This window comes from Bariatricus sp. SGI.019 (assembly GCF_050315235.1).
Lineage (GTDB): Bacteria > Bacillota > Clostridia > Lachnospirales > Lachnospiraceae > JAFBIX01.
In genome coordinates this window covers 1-20,265 of the sequence record NZ_JBNPOQ010000030.1, presented here as the reverse complement: position 1 = coordinate 20,265, position 20,265 = coordinate 1, and the positions used below count along the sequence as shown (strand labels likewise).

21 protein-coding genes and 2 other annotated features are annotated in these 20,265 nt (G+C 38.6%); of the genes, 20 read left to right on the top strand and 1 reads right to left on the bottom strand.

The genetic code is table 11. From position 1 onward, the window contains the following. The first annotated feature begins 185 nt into the window (after positions 1-185). The gene (locus ACQRD1_RS13835; protein WP_235234161.1) at positions 186-341 is read left to right on the top strand and encodes a hypothetical protein; all 156 of its coding nucleotides are present in this window, start codon (positions 186-188) and stop codon (positions 339-341) included. Between the two features lie 43 nt (positions 342-384). Here the strand turns inward: ACQRD1_RS13835 and ACQRD1_RS13830 are convergent, their stop codons facing one another. After that, positions 385-645 carry a hypothetical protein gene (locus ACQRD1_RS13830; protein ID WP_235234164.1) on the bottom strand — a complete coding sequence of 87 codons (261 nt, stop codon included), beginning with the start codon at positions 643-645 and terminating at the stop codon, positions 385-387. 91 nt (positions 646-736) lie between these two features. Here ACQRD1_RS13830 and ACQRD1_RS13825 point away from each other — a divergent pair, with 91 nt between their 5' ends. The 19 genes from ACQRD1_RS13825 (at position 737) to ACQRD1_RS13735 (ending at position 20,139) form a co-directional block, all read left to right on the top strand. Further along, positions 737-1,243 carry an SEC-C metal-binding domain-containing protein gene (locus tag ACQRD1_RS13825; RefSeq protein ID WP_235234166.1) on the top strand — a complete coding sequence of 169 codons (507 nt, stop codon included), beginning with the start codon at positions 737-739 and terminating at the stop codon, positions 1,241-1,243. A 110-nt stretch (positions 1,244-1,353) separates the two neighbouring features. Next, the gene (locus ACQRD1_RS13820) at positions 1,354-1,950 is read left to right on the top strand and encodes a YdcF family protein (RefSeq protein WP_427787857.1); all 597 of its coding nucleotides are present in this window, start codon (positions 1,354-1,356) and stop codon (positions 1,948-1,950) included. Between the two features lie 37 nt (positions 1,951-1,987). Then, positions 1,988-2,203: a binding site (T-box leader), on the top strand. 59 nt (positions 2,204-2,262) lie between these two features. Further along, the gene (locus tag ACQRD1_RS13815; RefSeq protein ID WP_235234170.1) at positions 2,263-3,120 is read left to right on the top strand and encodes an aldo/keto reductase; all 858 of its coding nucleotides are present in this window, start codon (positions 2,263-2,265) and stop codon (positions 3,118-3,120) included. Between the two features lie 16 nt (positions 3,121-3,136). Next, positions 3,137-3,571 carry an acyl-CoA thioesterase gene (locus tag ACQRD1_RS13810; RefSeq protein WP_235234171.1) on the top strand — a complete coding sequence of 145 codons (435 nt, stop codon included), beginning with the start codon at positions 3,137-3,139 and terminating at the stop codon, positions 3,569-3,571. Positions 3,572-3,603: 32 nt separating this feature from the next. Beyond that, positions 3,604-5,529, top strand: coding sequence for a threonine--tRNA ligase (gene thrS / locus ACQRD1_RS13805; RefSeq protein ID WP_235234172.1), 1,926 nt, complete (start codon positions 3,604-3,606; stop codon positions 5,527-5,529). Positions 5,530-5,600: 71 nt separating this feature from the next. After that, entirely contained in the window at positions 5,601-5,918 is a 318-nt protein-coding gene (locus tag ACQRD1_RS13800) for a DUF1540 domain-containing protein (protein WP_235234173.1), read from the top strand. A gap of 96 nt (positions 5,919-6,014) precedes the next feature. Then, the gene (locus ACQRD1_RS13795) at positions 6,015-7,391 is read left to right on the top strand and encodes an AI-2E family transporter (protein WP_235234174.1); all 1,377 of its coding nucleotides are present in this window, start codon (positions 6,015-6,017) and stop codon (positions 7,389-7,391) included. Positions 7,392-7,396: 5 nt separating this feature from the next. Continuing rightward, positions 7,397-8,317, top strand: a complete 921-nt coding sequence (gene metA / locus ACQRD1_RS13790) for a homoserine O-acetyltransferase MetA (protein WP_235234176.1) — start codon at positions 7,397-7,399, stop codon at positions 8,315-8,317. Positions 8,318-8,384: 67 nt separating this feature from the next. Beyond that, on the top strand, positions 8,385-8,993 hold the full coding sequence (locus ACQRD1_RS13785; RefSeq protein WP_235234177.1) for a formate/nitrite transporter family protein: 609 nt from the start codon (positions 8,385-8,387) through the stop codon (positions 8,991-8,993). 146 nt (positions 8,994-9,139) lie between these two features. Further along, entirely contained in the window at positions 9,140-10,033 is an 894-nt protein-coding gene (locus ACQRD1_RS13780; RefSeq protein WP_235234111.1) for a tyrosine-type recombinase/integrase, read from the top strand. A gap of 280 nt (positions 10,034-10,313) precedes the next feature. Next, on the top strand, positions 10,314-11,699 hold the full coding sequence (locus ACQRD1_RS13775; protein WP_235234112.1) for an alanine/glycine:cation symporter family protein: 1,386 nt from the start codon (positions 10,314-10,316) through the stop codon (positions 11,697-11,699). A gap of 65 nt (positions 11,700-11,764) precedes the next feature. Further along, positions 11,765-12,010, top strand: a binding site (T-box leader). A gap of 102 nt (positions 12,011-12,112) precedes the next feature. Next, positions 12,113-13,165: an ABC transporter substrate-binding protein gene (locus tag ACQRD1_RS13770; RefSeq protein ID WP_235234114.1), complete on the top strand. Its 1,053-nt coding sequence runs from the start codon at positions 12,113-12,115 to the stop codon at positions 13,163-13,165. A gap of 8 nt (positions 13,166-13,173) precedes the next feature. Then, positions 13,174-14,142 carry an ABC transporter permease gene (locus ACQRD1_RS13765; protein WP_235234115.1) on the top strand — a complete coding sequence of 323 codons (969 nt, stop codon included), beginning with the start codon at positions 13,174-13,176 and terminating at the stop codon, positions 14,140-14,142. Between the two features lie 11 nt (positions 14,143-14,153). Further along, complete coding sequence (locus ACQRD1_RS13760) at positions 14,154-14,966, top strand: ABC transporter ATP-binding protein (RefSeq protein ID WP_235234122.1); 813 nt, start codon at positions 14,154-14,156, stop codon at positions 14,964-14,966. 129 nt (positions 14,967-15,095) lie between these two features. After that, positions 15,096-15,608, top strand: coding sequence for a deoxyuridine 5'-triphosphate nucleotidohydrolase (locus ACQRD1_RS13755; protein WP_235234116.1), 513 nt, complete (start codon positions 15,096-15,098; stop codon positions 15,606-15,608). A 122-nt stretch (positions 15,609-15,730) separates the two neighbouring features. Next, the gene (locus ACQRD1_RS13750; RefSeq protein WP_235234117.1) at positions 15,731-17,092 is read left to right on the top strand and encodes a spore germination protein; all 1,362 of its coding nucleotides are present in this window, start codon (positions 15,731-15,733) and stop codon (positions 17,090-17,092) included. A 91-nt stretch (positions 17,093-17,183) separates the two neighbouring features. Next, complete coding sequence (locus ACQRD1_RS13745) at positions 17,184-18,593, top strand: MATE family efflux transporter (RefSeq protein ID WP_235234118.1); 1,410 nt, start codon at positions 17,184-17,186, stop codon at positions 18,591-18,593. Next, positions 18,586-19,449: a DegV family protein gene (locus tag ACQRD1_RS13740; RefSeq protein WP_235234119.1), complete on the top strand. Its 864-nt coding sequence runs from the start codon at positions 18,586-18,588 to the stop codon at positions 19,447-19,449. The genes ACQRD1_RS13745 and ACQRD1_RS13740 overlap by 8 nt, the downstream gene beginning before the upstream one ends. A gap of 21 nt (positions 19,450-19,470) precedes the next feature. Continuing rightward, entirely contained in the window at positions 19,471-20,139 is a 669-nt protein-coding gene (locus ACQRD1_RS13735; protein WP_235234120.1) for a B3/B4 domain-containing protein, read from the top strand. Positions 20,140-20,265: the final 126 nt, after the last annotated feature.

Here is a 20,265-nt window from a genome sequence, read left to right as displayed (position 1 = left end):
AACTAACTCATCTAAATTCCCACTTAAGAAATCTCTAATAAATATTTTAGGTTTCATCCACATCCCAGACACATTTATCAGATAGAATAAAAGAGAATTGAAATTGTAAAAAGAAGGCATATTTTAGGATGAGTACCAATATAATAATAAGGCGTGAGTATGAATAACAGAATGGAGGTATTACGATGCGACAAAAAAGAGAAGAAAACTACCCAGAGGTAATATCGATGGAGGAATACCTTACGAAAAGAAAAAAAGTCAGAGAAAATGAGCAAAACAAAAGATGGGGAGGAATTGCAAAAGAGGATCATGCAATGGTTCTGGCAGAATTATATGTATAAGGATAAAAGCTGAGACAGGTCGAATTGGAGGACCTGTCTCTTCTTAATTTTGGTTGTGGCCGGAGGCTACAGATTCATCTGTTTGTTCAGCGTCTTCGATATCTGCCGAATTGTCTTTTGTAAGTTTATAGACAAGCGTGTAAGCATAGAGAAGCACTGGGAATATGATAGTGCAGGCAATAGACGCTTTTAACATACCTTTGGAGGCAGAATGGTCAATCAGCGCGAACAAGAGCGTACTGGCATACATGCTAAAAAGTAGAATTGCACCAATAGCGGACAGAATACGTTTTACTTTTTTCATAAGAATCATCCTTTACATCTTTTCAAGACTTTAGTATATTATATAAAGAGCAAGAGAAAATTGCAAATGAATACAAAGGAGTATAGAAAATATGAGTCGTACATTATTAGAACAATGGCAAGATATTGCTTATAATGAAAAAGCTGACAGAGGACAGCTTCAGAAATTCTGGGGGACTTATTTTCAAATTGAAAAAGAAATCTATGAACAGCTTCTGTCGAATCCAGATGAAGAAGTAAAGGGAACAGTCAAGGAATTAGCTGAAAAGTATGGTCAGGAAGTATTGACTATGGTTGGTTTCCTGGATGGAATCAATGAAAGCCTGAAAGAAGCGAATCCAATCGAGACAATGGATGAGGATACAGTAGTAAGTCTGGCATTTGACAAAGAAAAATTATATAAAAACATGGTAGCTGCAAAGGCTGACTGGCTGTATGAACTTCCACAGTGGAAAGATATTTATTCCGAGGAAGAGTTAAAGAAACTTTATAAAGAACAGAAAGAATCAGGTACGATTCGTAAAGAGAAGAAGATTGGACGTAACGATCCGTGTCCATGTGGTTCTGGTAAAAAATATAAGAAGTGTTGTGGTAAATAATGTTTTTAGTTTTGGGAATATTATGTCTGACGTACTATATACTTTTGTGTATTGTATTAAGAAAATGGAATTCAACGTTTTCAAGATTCTGGTTGGTGACAGGGATTCTGATGATCTTATGCTGGTGTCTGGCAAGCAGTTTTGAAGTGCAGGAGATGGTCTGGGAGATCCTGACATGTTTCATGCTTCTGTTTATTGTTACAGAAGGAATCATTGTAACAGGCATGTTCCCAAGGACACGAAAAGAAGTTTCTTGTCTGATTGTCCTGGGTGCACAGGTGAAAGGGAGAAGTATTACGGATTCTCTGAAACGCAGGCTTGATAAGGCACAAGAATATCTGGAAAGACATCCAGATACCAGAGTGATTGTCTCCGGCGGAAAAGGAAAAGGAGAAGAAGTGTCAGAAGCGGAAGCTATGGCGGGATACTTAATCTCATGTGGAATCGAGCAAAATCGAATCATTCTGGAAGATCAGTCGAGGACAACAAAAGAGAATTTAAAGTTATCTTCTCAGTACATAGAATGTATGGAAGATGAGATAGGAATTGTCTCGAATAATTTTCATATGTATCGCGCCTTACGTTATGCGAGAAAGCTCGGCTATCAACACCCATGTCCGATAGCTGCAAGCTGTCACCCAGTGTTGCTTCTAAATTATATGACCCGGGAATTTTTCGCCGTGTGGAAGATGTGGATATTATCTTGACAAAGAAAATGACCGTGTTATAATGTTTTCATATATGGAAAATACGTTGATGAGACGAGTAAGCTGGGAAATAAATAGCAGAGAGAGAAGTCATTGGCTGAAAGCTTCTTATTTAGGAACCTTCTGAAAACTACCTCTGAGTGACTGCAAAACAGTCCGGTGATTCCGTTATCATCAGTAATAAAGTGGTCTTGGTATTTGATGCCAGGGCAAGCAGGGTGGAACCGCGAGAAGAGAATGACTCGTCCCTTACAGCTGATGCTGTAAGGGATTTTTTATTCTATAAGAAACTTTGAGTAAAGGGTAATCAATATGAAAAGCATTTATGATTGTTATGAATTGAATAATGGGGTCAAGATTCCGTGTGTTGGATTTGGCACATATAAATCATCTGACGGATGTGGCGCAAAGGGTATTCGATTAGCGATAGAATCTGGTTACCGATATTTTGACACGGCTTCATTTTACCAGAATGAGGAATATCTTGCAGAGGCAATCCGGGAGACAGGAGTGAAAAGAGAAGAGCTTTTTCTGGCGTCTAAGTTATGGAAGGGTGATATGGGATATCACAATGTGAAAAAAGCTTTTGAATCTTCGCTTGAAAAGCTGCAGACGGATTATCTGGATTTGTATCTGATTCACTGGCCATTGCCAGAGGCAGGATATCAAGACTGGAAGCAGTTGGATATTGAGACCTGGCAGGCAATGGAGGAATTATACCGGGAAGGAAGGATTAAGGCGATTGGTGTCAGCAATTTTCTGCCGCATCATCTGGAAAATCTTCTTCAGAATACGCAGATTCGTCCGGCTGTTGATCAGATTGAATTTCATCCGGGACATACGCAGGAGATGACGTTAGATTATTGTCAGAAAAAAGGAATTCTTGTGCAGGCATGGAGTCCTTTGGGAAGAACAAGAGTGTTGGAGCATCCATTGCTTGTTGAACTTGCAGAAAAGTATGGAGTTTCTTCGGCACAGATTTGTATTCGTTATGCGATTCAGAGAAATGTGATACCACTTCCTAAGGCTTCATCATATGAACGTATGAAACAGAATCAGGATGTTTTTGATTTTATAATTACTTCAGAGGATATGTATCGAATCGGAACAATGCAGCCGACTGGGTGGTCCGGAGAACATCCAGATTGCGAAAGAATTTATTTTAAATAAAATAGAAGGTGTAAGAATGGATGAATGGAAACCTTATCAACATAAGGTGCAATATTATGAAACTGATCAGATGGGAATTGTGCATCATTCCAATTATATTCGCTGGTTCGAGGAAGCACGGACAGACTATATGGAGCAGATGGGCATGGGATATGATCAGATGGAAGAGAAAGGGATCATAAGTCCGGTCTTATCGGTGGAGGCTGAGTATCTTAGAATGGTTCATTTTGGCGATACCGTTACAATAGAGACTTTTGTTAAGGAATATAATGGAGTCAAGTTGACGGTAGGATATGAAGTGATTTCTTCCAAGACACAGATGGTGTGCTGTCGAGGATTCACAAGACATTGTTTCCTGAATCGAGAAGGGAAACCACTGTCTCTAAAACGGGCATGCCTGGATTTCCATAATATGTTTGCAAAAGGTTTAGAAAACCATAAAAATAAATAGCTTGCAATACTAAGAAAAGAGAGGGTAAAAACATGAAAATCACATTAAAAGACGGTTCTTCAAAAGAATATGCCGCAAGCATGTCAGTGCTTGACATTGCAAAAGATATCAGTGAAGGATTGGCAAGAGCAGCAACTTGTGCAAAGGTCAATGGAGATATCGTAGATCTGAGAACAGAGATTTCTGAAGACTGTGAATTGGAACTTTTAACATTTGATTCAGAGGATGGAAAAGGTGCATTCTGGCATACTACATCCCATATTATGGCACAGGCAATCAAACGTCTCTATCCTGAGACAAAACTCGCCATTGGTCCATCTATTGACAATGGATTCTATTATGATTTGGACAGAGAAACTCCATTTGTGGCAGAAGATCTGGAAAAGATTGAAGCTGAGATGAAGAAGATTGTGAAAGAAGCTCTGCCAATCGAAAGATTTACAAAATCCAGAGAAGAAGCAATCGCATATTTTAAAGAAAAAGATGAACCATATAAAGTGGAATTGGTTGAAGATCTTCCAGAAGGAGAGGAAATCAGTTTCTATCAGCAGGGAGAGTTCGTAGATCTCTGTGCAGGACCTCATTTGATGTCAACAAAGAATGTGAAGGCATTTAAGCTGACAAGTCTGGCTGGCGCTTACTGGAGAGGAAATGAAAAGAATAAGATGCTGACCAGAATTTATGGTATATCTTATCCAAAGAAAGCAGATTTGGATGATTATCTGCACATGATGGAAGAAGCAAAGAAGCGTGATCACAGAAAATTAGGAAGAGAACTTGGAATATTCATGATGTGTGATGAGGGACCGGGATTCCCATTCTTCTTGCCAAAAGGAATGGTTCTTAAGAATACATTGTTGGATTACTGGAGAGATCTTCATAAGAAGAATGGTTATGTTGAGATCTCTACTCCGATTATATTAAGCAGACATCTCTGGGAGAATTCAGGACACTGGGATCATTACAAGGATAATATGTATACGACTGTAATCGATGAGGAAGATTATGCAGTGAAGCCGATGAACTGTCCTGGAGGAATGCTGGTCTACAAATCAGAACCTCGTTCTTATAAGGATCTTCCGCTTCGTGTAGGAGAACTTGGTCTGGTACACAGACATGAAAAATCTGGAGCGCTTCATGGATTATTCCGTGTACGCTGCTTTACACAGGATGATGCACATATCTTTATGACTCCGGATCAGATCCGTGATGAGATTAAGGGTGTTGCAGGATTGATTGATGAAGTTTACAGCCTTTTTGGATTTAAATATCACGTAGAGCTTTCTACTCGTCCAGAAGACAGCATGGGAAGTGATGAAGATTGGGAAATGGCTACAGAAGGTCTGAAAGGTGCATTAGATGATCTTGGACTTGATTATGTTGTAAATGAAGGCGATGGAGCTTTCTATGGACCGAAGATTGATTTCCACCTGGAAGATTCCATTGGAAGAACCTGGCAGTGTGGTACAATTCAGCTTGATATGCAGATGCCACAGCGTTTTGATCTGGAATATACAGGCGCAGATGGAGAAAAGCATCGTCCGGTCATGATTCACCGTGTTGCATTTGGCTCTATCGAGCGTTTTATCGGTATTCTGATCGAACATTTTGCAGGAGCGTTCCCAACCTGGCTTGCGCCGGTACAGGTAAAAGTACTTCCAATTTCAGAGAAACATCTGGAATATGGACAGAAAGTGCTGGCTGAACTGGAAGCTGCAGGAATCCGTGCTGAGATTGATGAAAGAGCTGAGAAGATCGGTTACAAGATCCGTGAGGCACAGATGAATAAGATTCCTTATATGCTGGTAGTAGGCGCAAAGGAAGAAGAACAGAATCTGGTATCTGTAAGAAGTCGTTTTGCTGGTGATGAAGGTCAGAAAGAGATTGGAGCATTTATCAAAGATATCAAAGAGGAGATTGATTCCAAGACACAGCGTGAAGTTGTAAAAGAGGACTAAACAGACGGTTAAAGCTTAGAAAACAGGGCATAATATACCATGATATTTTATAATATTTAGGAGGTAAGATTATGCCAGAATTAAAATGTACAGTACAGACATGTACTCATAACAAGAATTTCTATTGTGATTTGGACAGCATTGTGGTGGGAGGAAATTCTGCGAAGCGTTCAGAAGAGACCTGTTGTGATAGTTTTGAAGAACGTAAGGGAGATTCTTACAGCAATGTAACAGGAGAAGCTTCTTCGAAAAGTGATATTGATTGTAAGGCAACTGAATGTATGTATAATGACGAATGTAAATGTCATGCCGGAAAGATCAGTGTAGAAGGAAGCGATGCTTGTCAGTGCGAACAGACAGAATGTGCCACTTTCAAGTGTGGATGTTAAAAGGGAAAGGGAAGCGTTGAGCTTCCCTTTTTTAGTTGACGAGGATTTGCGCAAAGGGTATAATTATTTTATCTGCGTAGGGAAGAGGATGATAGAATGAACATGGAAGAAGAGCCAAAAAAAGAGGAACAGGAAAAGTCGAAAAGTTCAAGTGGACAGGCTTATTATTCCAGCAGACCAAAGATTGGAGGAAGAGGACCTTCCAAGCTGCGCCAGCAGTTTAGCAGGGGAATGTCATATTTTCTTGTGATTGCGGCCAGCCTTATATTTTATTTTGTATTATTAAGACTAACGAATCTTTCGGATGGTTTTCTGACTGTTTTCGGAGTTTTGAAGCCGGTGGTATATGGCTGCGTGATTGCATATCTGTTGAATCCAATTGTTAGAAAAATTGATAAATACCTTGTGCCTGCTTTGGAAAGATACATAAAGAAACGTGAAAAAGCAGAGAAGATTTCGCGTGGTGTTGGTATTTTTGTGTCGCTGGTCTTGATGGTTGTGCTAATTGTGACATTGTGTAATCTGTTGTTGCCGGAGTTATATTCAAGTATTCGGAATTTGATTTTTACATTGCCAAGACAGTTGACCGAATTGGTAAATGAACTTAGTGACGTGAAATTTAACGATTCTACTACATCAAAATTAGTCAAGACAGGGATACAAGAAGGAACTGATATGTTTCTAAACTGGTTGAAGACCGACTTTTTAGATAAGGTGAATGCATTCATGTCGAATTTGACCGTAGGAATGATTAATTTTCTAAGTGAATTGTTTGATGCATTGATCGGAGTAATTATATCTATCTATCTGCTATTTAGTAAAGAACTATTTACACGTCAGACAAAAAAGTGTGTCTATGCTGTTTTTTCTCCAAGACATGCGAACATGATACTTCATCTGACTACAAAAGGTAATGAGATATTTGGTGGATTTATTATTGGGAAACTTATTGATTCGGCGATTATTGGAGTATTATGTTTTATAGTTCTTAGCATATTGAAGATGCCTTATGTGGTTCTGGTCAGTGTAATTGTCGGAGTTACCAATGTGATTCCATTTTTTGGACCATATATTGGTGCGATTCCAAGTGCAATCTTAATTCTGTTGGTGGATCCAGTCAAGGGAATTTATTTTATTATTTTTATTTTGTTACTGCAGCAGTTTGATGGGAATATCCTGGGACCGAAGATATTGGGAAATTCTACAGGATTATCGGCTTTTTGGGTTATCGTGGCAATTCTTCTTGGGGGAGGATTGTTCGGATTCGTAGGAATGATTATGGGTGTTCCTACATTTGCAGTTATCTATTACATTGCGGAGATGATTATTAATTATCGACTGGAGCGGAAGAAATTGCCAGAAGAATCTAAGTATTATGATGCTATGAGCTACGTTGATGACGAAGGAAATTACTGCCATTCAGAAGAGCAGAGAATGGCGATAAATGAAGAAAAGAAAGAAAAAGGGGAATAAGTATTATGCCAATTAGAGTTCAAAATGATCTTCCGGTAAAAGAGATACTGGAAAGTGAAAATATATTCGTGATGGATGAACACCGGGCGACGCATCAGGATATCCGCCCAATTAAGATCGGACTTTTAAATCTGATGCCTCTAAAAGAGGATACAGAACTTCAGATATTAAGATCGCTGTCTAATACGCCGTTGCAGGTGGACGTTACTTTTGTGATGGTTTCAAGTCATCAGGCTAAGAATACATCCGTAAGTCACTTGAACAAATTTTATCAAAAATTCGAAGAAATTAAGAATCAGAAATTTGATGGTTTTATCATTACTGGTGCGCCTGTAGAGCAGATTCCATTTGAAGAAGTTGATTATTGGGATGAATTAACAGAAATTATGGAATGGACGAAAAAAAATGTGACATCAACACTTCATCTTTGTTGGGGAGCACAGGCAGGAATTTATTATCATTATGGAATTGATAAAGTACAGATGGATAAAAAGGTGTTTGGTGTGTTCTGGCATAAAGTTTTGAATCGGAAGATTCCATTAGTTCGAGGTTTTGATGATGTTTTTTTGGCACCGCATTCTCGCCATACAGAGGTACCGATGGATAAAATCCGCGCAGATAAGAGATTAACTGTACTTGCGGAGTCAGAAGAAGCCGGTCTGTTCCTTGCTATGGCCCAGGACGGCCGCCAGATCTTTGTGATGGGACATCCAGAATATGACAGAGTTACACTTGACGGAGAATATAAGAGAGATTTGAGTAAAGGTCTTCCAATTGAAATACCGAAAAATTATTACAAAGATGATAATCCGGAGAATAAACCATTGTTGACATGGAGGGCAACGGCAAATAATCTCTATACGAACTGGCTGAATTATTATGTATATCAGGTAACACCGTATGATCTCATGGGAACACCATTTTAGAACAATTTGTAAAAAGAGAATTGAAAAGAAATCGTCAGTTTTCCTAATTGGGGTGTAGGAGGAGAAGATGAAGAAGAATATTAAGATGTTTTTGTTGGCTATAGGAGCAGGACTTGCAATTTCAATTGGTGGAACAGTATATTTATCTGTGGATAATAAAATTATTGGATCCCTGTTATTTGCTGTAGGATTGTATGCTATTGTGTTAAATGGTCTCTTTCTTTACACAGGAAAGGTCGGATATCTGGTTGTTCAGAGCGACAAGATAGAATATCTGGGCCTTCTGGCTATTACTTGGCTTGGTAATCTGGCAGGTACCTGGATTGGGGCAGTGGCAGTTTTAAATACAAGGATTCAGGGGATCCGTGAAAATGCAGTCGGTATCTGTGAGACGAAGCTGGCAGATGAACCGTTGAGTATTTTCCTGCTTGCCATTTTTTGTGGTATTTTAATGTATATTGCTGTAGATGGATTTAAGGAGAAAGAGAATCCTCTGATTTTGTTTATCTGTGTCAGTGTTTTTATATTAAGTGGATTTGAACATTGTATTGCTAATATGTTTTATTTTAGTATTGCAGGAGCATGGTCGTTAAAAACAATTGTTTATCTGATAATTATGACGTTGGGAAACAGCCTGGGAGGTGTGTTGATTCCAAGCCTGAAAAATTGGAAATAGTCAAAAGAGATAAGAATTAAGTATGCAGTTGCAAAATTGCATACTTAAAAAAAAATCATAAATGTTATAGTATGAATTATACTTATAACATATCATAAGTTCCGCTTCGCGGATATAATCAATCAGGGAAGGAGAGAACAATAAGTATGAATCAAGAGAATTTATTCAGTCAAGGGATTTGGAATGATTTTAAGGCACATTTTAAAAGTATTACAACAGAAGCCTCTTATCGGACCGATATACGTGAAATTATGAACTATTTTCAAAAAGATTTTTTTGAGATAAGAGAAGTAGAAGTGAAAGAATATTTTGCTGTGTTGCAGAATAAAGTTAACAAAGGAGCATTAAGACCTGGAACGATGGCAAAAAAGTTTCGGGAATTACATTCTTTTGCTGAGTATGTGTACGAAAACCATGAAAAATACGGGATAGATAAGGATTATCGAGATTATTATTATCCATATTTGAAGGTGGTGGCGAAGCAGGAAAAACATGTTAAAGCTGTTCCTTTGGAACATATAGACCGACTCCTTTTGGCTGCAGAAGAAAACAGTATGGCATATTGTATTATTGTATTGCTTTATCGGGTCGGTCTTACTTCTACGGAAATTGTAGAGCTTAAACCGGAAGACTTTGTTATATATGAAAACGGAGTATATGTATCTATAATAGATCGCAGAGAAAAAAGTTTTATTCCAGAGGATGCAGTTCGAGTGATTGAGTGTTATATCAATGAACGAAAAGAGAATACGTTTTTATTCTATAATAGTCGTGGAAATAAACTAAATCCGATGTACATTAGTCGATTAATGAAAAAATATGCAAAGAAAGCTGGAATTCCTTGCTATAGTGCGGAAAGTATACGGAATACTTGTGGAGTTACAATGTTTTCTTATGGCGCAGATTCCAGACAAGTAGCGAAGCAAATGGGAATAACGAAAGTGCAGATAAAACGTTATGATAATGTTATATATCGTGATAGTATTCAAAAGGCGGCAAATAATCTGGTTAAAGTCAAAGTAGAACCGCCAACGACATAATTTTGTCCTTTCATGTCAAAACGTCAGAAAATTCACACATATAAACATTTTGGCTTGGTTTAGGATGATAAAAACGAAGAATAATCTTTATAATTCTGTATTTGCAAAAAATTAAATGTCAATTTCGTAACAATTATTGATATTTTAAATACAATGAGGTAAAATATAAACAGGTGATATACAAGAGAGTACCGACGAACATGCCGATACTCTTTTCGATTTATCAGAATGTTTACAAAAAAGTGCATATGAAAAGCAAAGGAAGAAAAGGGGGAATAATATGCTAGATGCTATTAATTCAGTAGTGAACACCATTAATGGAGTGGTTTGGGGATGGCCGATGATCATTCTCTTGTTAGGAACTCATGTTTTTTTGACAATCCGTACTGGCTTTATTCAGAGATACACAATTTCAAGAGGTATTAAGCTGTCAGTAACAAAGGATCCAGAAGCAGAAGGTGAAGTATCAAATTTTGCGGCTCTGACAACAGCTTTGGCAGCTACAATTGGTACCGGTAATATCATTGGTGTTGGTACAGCGATTGCACTTGGAGGACCTGGAGCTGTTTTGTGGTGTTGGTTGACAGGTGTATTTGGTATTGCTACGAAATATGCAGAATCTTTCATCGCTGTAAAATACAGAGTAAAAACAGAAGATGGCCGTATGCAGGGTGGTGCAATGTACGCTCTGGATCGTGGTTTGAATATGAAGTGGCTTGGCATGTTGTTTGCAATTTTTGCTGGCTTTGCTTCTTTTGGAATAGGTTGTGCCACACAGGTAAATGCGATTGCAACCGTATGTAATGAGAACTTTGGTATTCCTCCAGTTGCAGTTGGAATCGTTATTGCAATCCTTACTGCAATCGTTATTTTTGGAGGTATCAAGTCCATTTCCAAAGTATGTGAAAAATTGGTTCCATTCATGGCAATTTTCTATGTTCTGGGATGTATTATAATTTTATTTATGAATTATGATTACATAATTCCAGCTATTGGAACAATCTGCAAACTTGCATTCACACCGGGAGCAGCAGCAGGTGGTCTGGTAGGTACTGGTATTATGGCAGCAATGCGTTTTGGTGTTGCCAGAGGTCTTTTCTCTAATGAATCTGGTCTTGGTTCCGCTCCTATCGCAGCAGCAGCAGCTCAGACAAGAAATCCGGTTCGTCAGGCATTGGTATCTTCTACTGGTACATTCTGGGATACAGTAGTTGTATGTTTAATGACAGGTCTTGTATTGGTAACGACAATCATGAAGAACCCATCTATCAATGCGGATGAAATTGATAATGGTGGTGTCCTTACATCCATGGCGTTCTCACAGATTCCTTATCTTGGCCCAATTATTCTGACATTAGGTATTATCGCATTTGCTTATTCTACAGTTCTTGGATGGGCATACTATGGCGAACGTTGCGTAGAGTATTTTGGTGGTAAGAAGATTCTGGTCCCATATCGCATTCTTTATATCGTTGTAGCAGCAATTGCTCCTGTAGTGGCACTTGATCTTGTATGGTTGATTGCTGATACATTGAATGCATTGATGGCAATTCCAAATATTGTTGCGGTGCTTTTGTTGTCCAATGAAATGGTTCGGGAAACAAAGAAATATATTAATGATTTGGACGCAAAAGATGATACACCAATTCCAGTTATTAAGGATTAATAAAAAAAATAGAAACTTTGACTTGACAAATGCACTTTATTGGATTAAAGTTATGTTGTAAATAAGAAAAACCGATGAGAAAGAGAAGTAGTTTATCTAATGACATTAAAGAGAGCGGCAGATGGTGGAATTGCCGTATGAAGTTGATAGATGAATGGACTTTCGAGGGCAGCCGGAAATCTTTAGAGAGTATGGTTTGTCGGGAACCGAACCCGTTATCAATCAGGAGTGTATGTTAGTACATGAGAAAAGTGGACGATTCGTCAATTTGAGTGGTACCGCGATAATAAGATATTATTACCGCCTCAAACATTATAGTTTGAGGCGGTTTTCTTTTTTGAAGAAAGTGCCGTAATCCACGAATTTTCTCTCCTAACAGCAAAAGTAAATTTCATAAAAAGGAGAATGAGACAATGAAAAACAAAGTATTAGCAGGATTATTGACAGTTGCAATGGTAGCAACAATGGTAACAGGATGTGGAAGTTCAAGTGAAGATACGTCTGAAAGTAAAGAGGAGACAAAGACTGAGGATACAACATACAAGGTTGGTATTGTACAGTATGTGGATGATGCTTCTTTAAATCAGATTGAAAAAGCAATCGAGGCAGAATTAGATGCCAAGGGTGAGAAACTTGGGGTCACATTTGATTATGAAGATTATACATTTAACGGTCAGGCTGATTCTACGGTTTTGAATCAGATTGCCGCAGATCTTGTTGCGGACGAGGTAGACATCATTATTCCAATCGCAACTCCGGCAGCAATGGTTATGCAATCAGCAACAGAAGATAACCAGATTCCAGTTGTATTTTCTGCAGTATCTGATCCGGTGGGTGCAGGTCTCGTGGCAGATAATGAGGCTCCTGGTTCTAATATTACAGGTACTTCTGATGCAATTGATACAGAGGGGATTATGAATCTGATTCTGACAGGTAATCCGGACGCAAAGAAGATTGGTCTTTTATACGATAAGAGTCAGGATTCTTCTATTGGATCTATTGAAGATGCAATTAAGTTCTGTGAGGAAAACAATTTGGAATATGTAGAGAAGACAGGAACTACTTCTGCTGAGATTCAGGCTGCGGCAGATTCACTGGTAGCAGAGACAGTAGATGCAGTATTTACTCCTCAGGATAATACAGTTATGACAGCAGAACTTGCTATTTTTGAGAAATTTACGGATGCAAAGATTCCGCACTATACAGGAGCTGACTCATTTGCATTAAATGGAGCATTCATCGGATATGGTGTAAATTATGAAAATCTTGGAACAGTAACCGCGGATATGGCAGTAGAGGTTCTGGTAGATGGAAAGAATCCAGCAGAGATGCCGGTTGAGACTTTGGAAGATGGTATTATTACAATTAATACAGAGACAGCAGAGTCTGTTGGTATTGCTGTTGAGACATTCAAAGATCTTGGCTCAGAAGTGGTGGAGACTGTGACTGCAAAAGAGTTTGAATAGAGGTTATTATGGGGTCAATTATTACGTTGTCGATTGTGCAGAGCGCTTTGGAACTTGGATTTATCTATTCGCTGGTTGCACTTGCACTATTTATTTCATTTACTATATTGAATATTGCGGATCTGTCTACAGATGGCTGCTTTACTTTAGGGTGTGCAGTCTGTGCGACACTGACGATAGCAGGACATCCGGTGTTGGGATTATTCGCAGCGATGGGTGCAGGGGCTGTGTCGGGTTTTGTAACTGCATTTTTGCAGACGAAGATGGGAATTGAATCCATCTTGGCCGGTATTATCGTAAATACAGGATTATATACAATTAATATTGCAGCAATGGGATTTGCCTCTAATCTTAACTTGTTTGGATGTGATTCTATCTTCACATGGGGAAAAGAGCATATTGGAGGAGCCTGGTACACATTACTTATTGTAGCAATTATTGTGATCGTAATCGGTTTTTTGGTATCGTTATTTTTAAACACACGATTGGGACTCTCTATTCGGGCGACTGGAGATAATCCGGATATGGTCCGTGCATCCAGTATTAATACAAAATTGATGATTACGATCGGACTCTGTCTATCCAATTCATTGACAGGACTTTCTGGTGGACTTTTGGCACAATATCAGAAGTCCTGTGATATCAATCTTGGAACCGGTATGGTTACGATTGCTCTGGCAAGCTTGATCATAGGAGAGACCTTAATTGGAAAAGGATCTATCTGGTGCCGTATTCTTGGTGTTGTGTTAGGAAGTTGTCTGTATCGTTTTATTGTTGCAATAGCGCTTCGTTTTGATGTACCTCCAGAGGCATTGAAACTAGTATCTGCAATAATTGTAGCTATAGCAATTGGACTGCCATATTTGAAAAGGCAATTCCATCTCTATCAGACGAAACGTGCTGCCAGAGTAAAAAACCAGAAATATATTGACGAAATTCTTGCACAGGAAAGCAAAGGAAAGGAAGGTCAGAGATAATGAGTGAAAATATGCTGATTATGAGAAATGTGTCAAAGACCTTTAATCCTGGGACCGTGAATGAAAAAATGGCTTTGCGCAAAGTAAATCTTGAGTTAAAACGTGGAGATTTTGCGACAATTGTTGGGAGTAACGGGGCTGGAAAATCTACATTATTTAATGCAATTACCGGATCTTTTCTGGCAGATGAAGGATTGATTTTACTGGATGGAGAAGACATTACTTATCAAAAAGAATATATAAGAAGTAAAGTGATAGGACATTTATTTCAAGACCCTTTAAAAGGAACTGCTCCCCATATGACAATTGAAGAAAATATGGCGCTTGCATATCTTCGATCTTCGACTTCAAAAAACGCATATTTTAGTCGGATCAGGTCTTCAGATAAAAAGAGATTTCGTGAGAAGCTTGCTTTGTTGAATATGGGGTTGGAAGACCGAATGAAACAACCAGTAGGACTTCTTTCTGGTGGACAACGTCAGGCGCTTACCCTTTTAATGGCAACTATTGTGACTCCGAAAATTCTTCTGCTGGATGAACATACGGCTGCTTTGGATCCGGCAACTGCAGAAAAGGTTTTGCAGCTTACCAAAGATATTGTGGCACAGCGGCAGATTACTTGTCTGATGGTTACCCATAATATGCATCAGGCACTGGAACTGGGAAACAGGACATTGATGATGGATGCAGGAAATATTATCCTGGATGTTTCGGGAGAAGAACGTAAGAGTATGACGGTAGATGATCTTCTGGATCAATTTGCACAGAATGCCGGAAAGCAGCTGGATAACGATAGAATTCTTTTATCTAAAAATGAAGCTTGATACTCATATGTTTTAGGTGTTGACGAAAAGAATCAGTAGATGATAATATAAATTGACTCATATTGTAAATGATATAGCCTCCGGCAGGAATGCCGGCGGCATTATTAAATTTAGGGGAGGCAGGATTATATGGCAAGAAGGATTGCACAGTTTTATAAAGTGAGTTTTGCACAGTTTCAGGAAGGATTTGTAGATTCGTTTGGTCCAACAGAAGAACAAGAATTGCAGAAGATATATGATAATATTAAGCTCCCGAAACGGGCAACTGCCGGATCTGCAGGGTATGATTTTTATGCTCCGGTATCAATAACTCTTGAACCTGGAAAGACGATTAAGATTCCTACTGGAATACGTGTAGAGATGGAATCAGATTGGGTGCTGAAATGCTATCCAAGAAGTGGGCTTGGGTTTAAATATCGTTTACAATTGAATAATACAGTAGGAATTATTGACAGTGATTATTTCTATTCCGACAATGAAGGACATATTTTTGCCAAGCTTACAAACGATACCAATGAAGAAAGAACAGTTGAAATCGCGGCTGGAACAGGATTTATGCAGGGAATTTTCGTAGAATATGGAATTACTGTGGATGATAATGTTACTACAGTACGTAATGGTGGATTTGGAAGTACAAATTAGGGACGTAGTCTTTTTTAAAAAGACTACGTCCCTAATTGCATTTTGTGGTGTACCCATTTGCATATTTTTGTATGTTTCGGACATTCTATTTTTAAGAATATGAGATAGATGGGGGAATGAATATGCCAAATATGAAGATGGTAGCTGCTTCAAGGGAAGAAAATGCTTCTTATATGAATGGACTGCTTCCGATTAAAGAAAGTTTTGATATTATACAGAGGGATATGGTTATAGGAGGACGGATGTCTTCTTTTTATTTTATAGATGGATTTACGAAGGATGAATCGATGCTGAAAATTATGGATTCTCTTTTTCATGTGAAGGAGGAAGACATGCCAGCGGATGCGACGCAGTTTTCAAGAAAATGTATTCCGTATGTGGAAGTGGATGTGCTGGGGGATTTTGATCAGGTATTGAAAAATATATTGTCGGGTGTTACATGTCTTTTTATTGATGGCTATGATGCGTGCATCGCGATTGATTGCAGAACTTATCCAGCGCGAAGTGTGGAGGAACCTGATAAAGATAAATCTCTGCGTGGTTCCAGAGATGGGTTTGTGGAGACGATTGTATTTAATACTGCATTGATGCGGAGAAGGATTCGTGATCCGCATCTTGTGATGAAGATGATGGAGATTGGAAATGCCTCTCGGACAGATGTGGCACTTTGTTATATGAGTGACCGGGTGGATCGGGAACTTTTGAAAAATGTATCTGAACGGTTGAATTGTATTCAGACGGATGATTTACGAATGAATCAGCAGAGTCTGGCTGAATGTTTATTTAAACGAAAATGGTATAATCCTTTTCCTAAATTTAAGTTTACGGAGCGGCCAGATACAGCGGCGGCCTGTCTGTTAGAAGGAAAAGTTGTAATTCTGGTTGATAATTCCCCGTCTGCAATGATTCTTCCAACATCAATATTTGATATGATTGAAGAAGCCAACGATCATTATTTTCCTACGTTGACAAACATATATCTTAAATCAGCCAGATGTCTGATCACTCTTCTGACAGTGTTTTTGACACCATTATTTTTACTTTTTATGCAGAATCTAAACTGGCTTCCAGAGGTATTTGCTTTTGTGGCAGTAAAAGATACTGTAAATATTCCATTGATTTTTCAACTATTGATTCTCGAAATTGCCATAGATGGTCTTCGGCTGGCGGCGTTAAATACACCAAGTATGTTAAGTACACCGTTAAGTGTTATTGCAGGTCTGGTCATGGGAGAATTCTCTGTAAAATCAGGATGGTTTAATTCAGAAGTGATGTTATATATGGCATTTGTGGCCGTTGCAAATTATACACAACCCAATTTTGAGCTTGGTTATGCGTTGAAATTTATGCGTCTGGAATTGTTGCTTCTTACAGCTTTATTTAACTGGTGGGGGTTCGTAATAGGAACAGTTATTGTGATTTGCAGTGTTGCCTTTAATAAAACCTTATCAGGAAGAAATTATTTGAACATTAAATTAAATTGAGTAAACGAAAGAGATAAGGTAAAAAGGAGGAGTCGAGTTTCTTGTTTTACAGAATAACCATCACGTGGTAGAATATAGATGAGGTGATAGAATGGAGACGGAAACAAGAGACGAGAAGTTGGGGCGGGCACCGCTTGGGAAGCTGATGGTTTCGTTGGCAGTTCCGGCAGTAGCTGCTCAATTGATCAATGTATTATATAATATAGTTGACCGGATTTATATTGGACACATTCAAGGATACGGAGATGTAGCTTTGACGGGAGTCGGGGTTACATTTCCTATTATTATGTTGATTTCTGCTTTTAGTGCATTTGCTGGGATGGGCGGTGCACCTTTGGCATCTATTGAGTTGGGGAAAAGTAATTATAGTCGTGCCGAAAGAATTCTCGGGAATTCTGCCGGGTTGTTAGTTATATTTTCGGTATTTTTAACAGTGTTTTTCAGTATATTTAAAATACCAATACTATATGCGTTTGGTGCCAGTGATGTGACGATTGTGTATGCGAAAGAGTACATATCCATTTATTTAATTGGAACAGTATTCGTACAGCTGGCATTGGGACTGAATACATTTATCAGTGGGCAGGGTGCAGCAAGAACTGCTATGCTGTCTGTGCTGATAGGTGCGGTGATCAATATCTGCCTGGATCCGGTTTTTATATTTGGTGTGAATATGGGAGTGAAAGGTGCAGCGCTGGCAACGGTCATCTCTCAGGCGGTCAGTGCTGTCTGGGTCGTACATTTTCTTGTGTCTAAGAAGAGTGTGATACGATTACAATTAAAAAATATGCGTTTAAAAAAGGATATTTTGATGCAAATTGCAGGACTTGGCATCTCCCCTTTTATTATGCAGAGTACAGAGAGTATGGTTAGTATTACTTTAAATTCTGGACTTCAGCGTTATGGAGGAGATCTGTATGTAGGAACTATGTCGATTATGACAAGTATCATGCAGTTAATCGTAATACCGGTACAGGGAATTACACAGGGAATCCAACCTATTATCAGTTACAATTATGGTGCCGGTAACAAAGATAGGGTTCAGAAAACGATCGTTAGAATGATTCTGGTATGTCTTACGGCTACGTTGCTTTTGGGAGGTATTGCAGTGTTGAAGCCAGAAGTATATGCGGGAATATTTACGGATAATGTTGAGCTGGAGAAACTGACTTGTCAGGTCATGCCAGTATATTTCCTTGTTATCACAATCTTTGGGATTCAGTCGGCTTGTCAAACGACATTTTTGGCATTGGGGCAGGCAAAAGTGTCTTTATTTATTGCGTTACTTAGAAAAGTAATCCTGTTGATTCCGTTGGCGATTATCCTGCCTAAGTTCATGGGAGTGAATGGAATCTACTTGGCAGAGCCGATTGCGGATATTTGTTCTATATTAACAATCAGTGTTTTATTTATATTTATTATTAGAAAAATTTTGCGTAATATGGAAAAAAATGTTATGATATCGTCAAGCAAAGAGAAGGAGGAACAGAGACATGAATGATTATGTAATTACAGTAAACAGTACAGTCGATTTGCCAAAGGAGTGGTTGGAAGAGAGACATATTCCGGTTATTCCTTTGAAATATACTATAGATGGCGAGAACTATAAAGGAATGGAAGGACTGTCTTCCAAAGAATTTTTTCAAAAATTAAGAGAAGGAAAGATGGCAGTAACCTCTCAGGTAAATCCTGAGGAAGCCAAAGAAGCACTGGAAGCGTTCCTAAAAGAAGGAAAAGATATATTGCATCTTGCGTTCTCTTCTGGCTTAAGTGGAACATATAACAGTATGCGAATTGCGGCGGAAGAATTGGAAGAAGAGTACCCAGAACGTAAGGTTATTGTGATAGATACATTGTGCGCTTGTCTGGGGGAAGGATTGCTGTTATATTATGCATTGAAACGTAAAGGAGAGGGGAAATCAATCGAAGAAGTAGCAAAGTGGGCAGAGGAGAATAAGCTTCATGTGTGTCATAATGTTGCGATTGATGATCTGAATCATCTTCAAAGGGGTGGAAGAGTCTCCAAGACAACAGCAATATTGGGAACAATGGTTCAAGTAAAGCCAATCATTCATATGGATGACAAAGGTCTTTTGCAAGTTATCGGGAAAGAGCGTGGACGAAAGAAAGCGTTGAATAAGATTGTAGATATGGCTGTTGAGCAGGCAAAGGGCTGGGAAAATGATATTATTATGATTACCCATGGGGATTGTGCAGAGGATGCTGAATATGTGGCAAAACTAGTGCGCAAAAAGATGGGAATTGAGAATATTCTGGTAAATAATATTGGTGAGGTAATTGGAAGTCATACAGGTCCAGGAGTTGTAGCCGTATTCTGCATGGGAAGTAAGCGCTAAGCAATAGGAGATATAAACAGAATGAAAAAAACACTTATAATTGATAAAGAAATGAAACAGATCTGGCCGACAGTCAGGGTTGGATGTCTGCAATATAAAGTGAAGGTGGAAAAGAAAAATGAAGAGATGTGGAAATATCTGAAGAAAGATATTTTCAAAAAAGTAAAAGATGAAATCTTTGATTACGGTGTAAACGAAATCCCTAATATCAAAGAATCAAGAGCCGCATATAAAGCCTTTGGAAAAGATCCAAGTCGTTATCGCGTATCTTCAGAAGCACTGATTCGAAGAATCGGCCAAGGAAAAGGACTTTACGAGGTAAATACAGTTGTTGATGTGAATAATCTGATTTCTATAGAATCAGGATTTTCTGTTGGTTCATACGATACTTCAAATATAGAAGATGAGCTAGTATTTCGAGTTGGAAAGGAAGGAGAGACCTATAAAGGGATTGGAAAAGAAGAAATCCGTATAGATTGCCTTCCGGTGCTGGCAGATACAAAAGGTGCAATTGGGAGTTCCACCAGTGATTCAGAACGGGCTATGATTACAGAAAATGCAGAAGAAGTGCTGACGTTAATTTATTCGTTCTCACAGAATCAAGATTTAGAACATGCACTGGAGAATGGAAAAAAATATTTAGAACAATACGTCGGTGCAGAAGAGATTCAGAGCTGGATAGTGGAGTAAATGGGAATTTAGATTAGTTAGTTGGTAATTGGGAGGTGTACGGTGAGAGGACGGATGGAATGGTTGCCATTGCGGAGTCCTTCGCTTAGAATCCATAACTGAAAAAGAAGCAGATATTTTGTGACT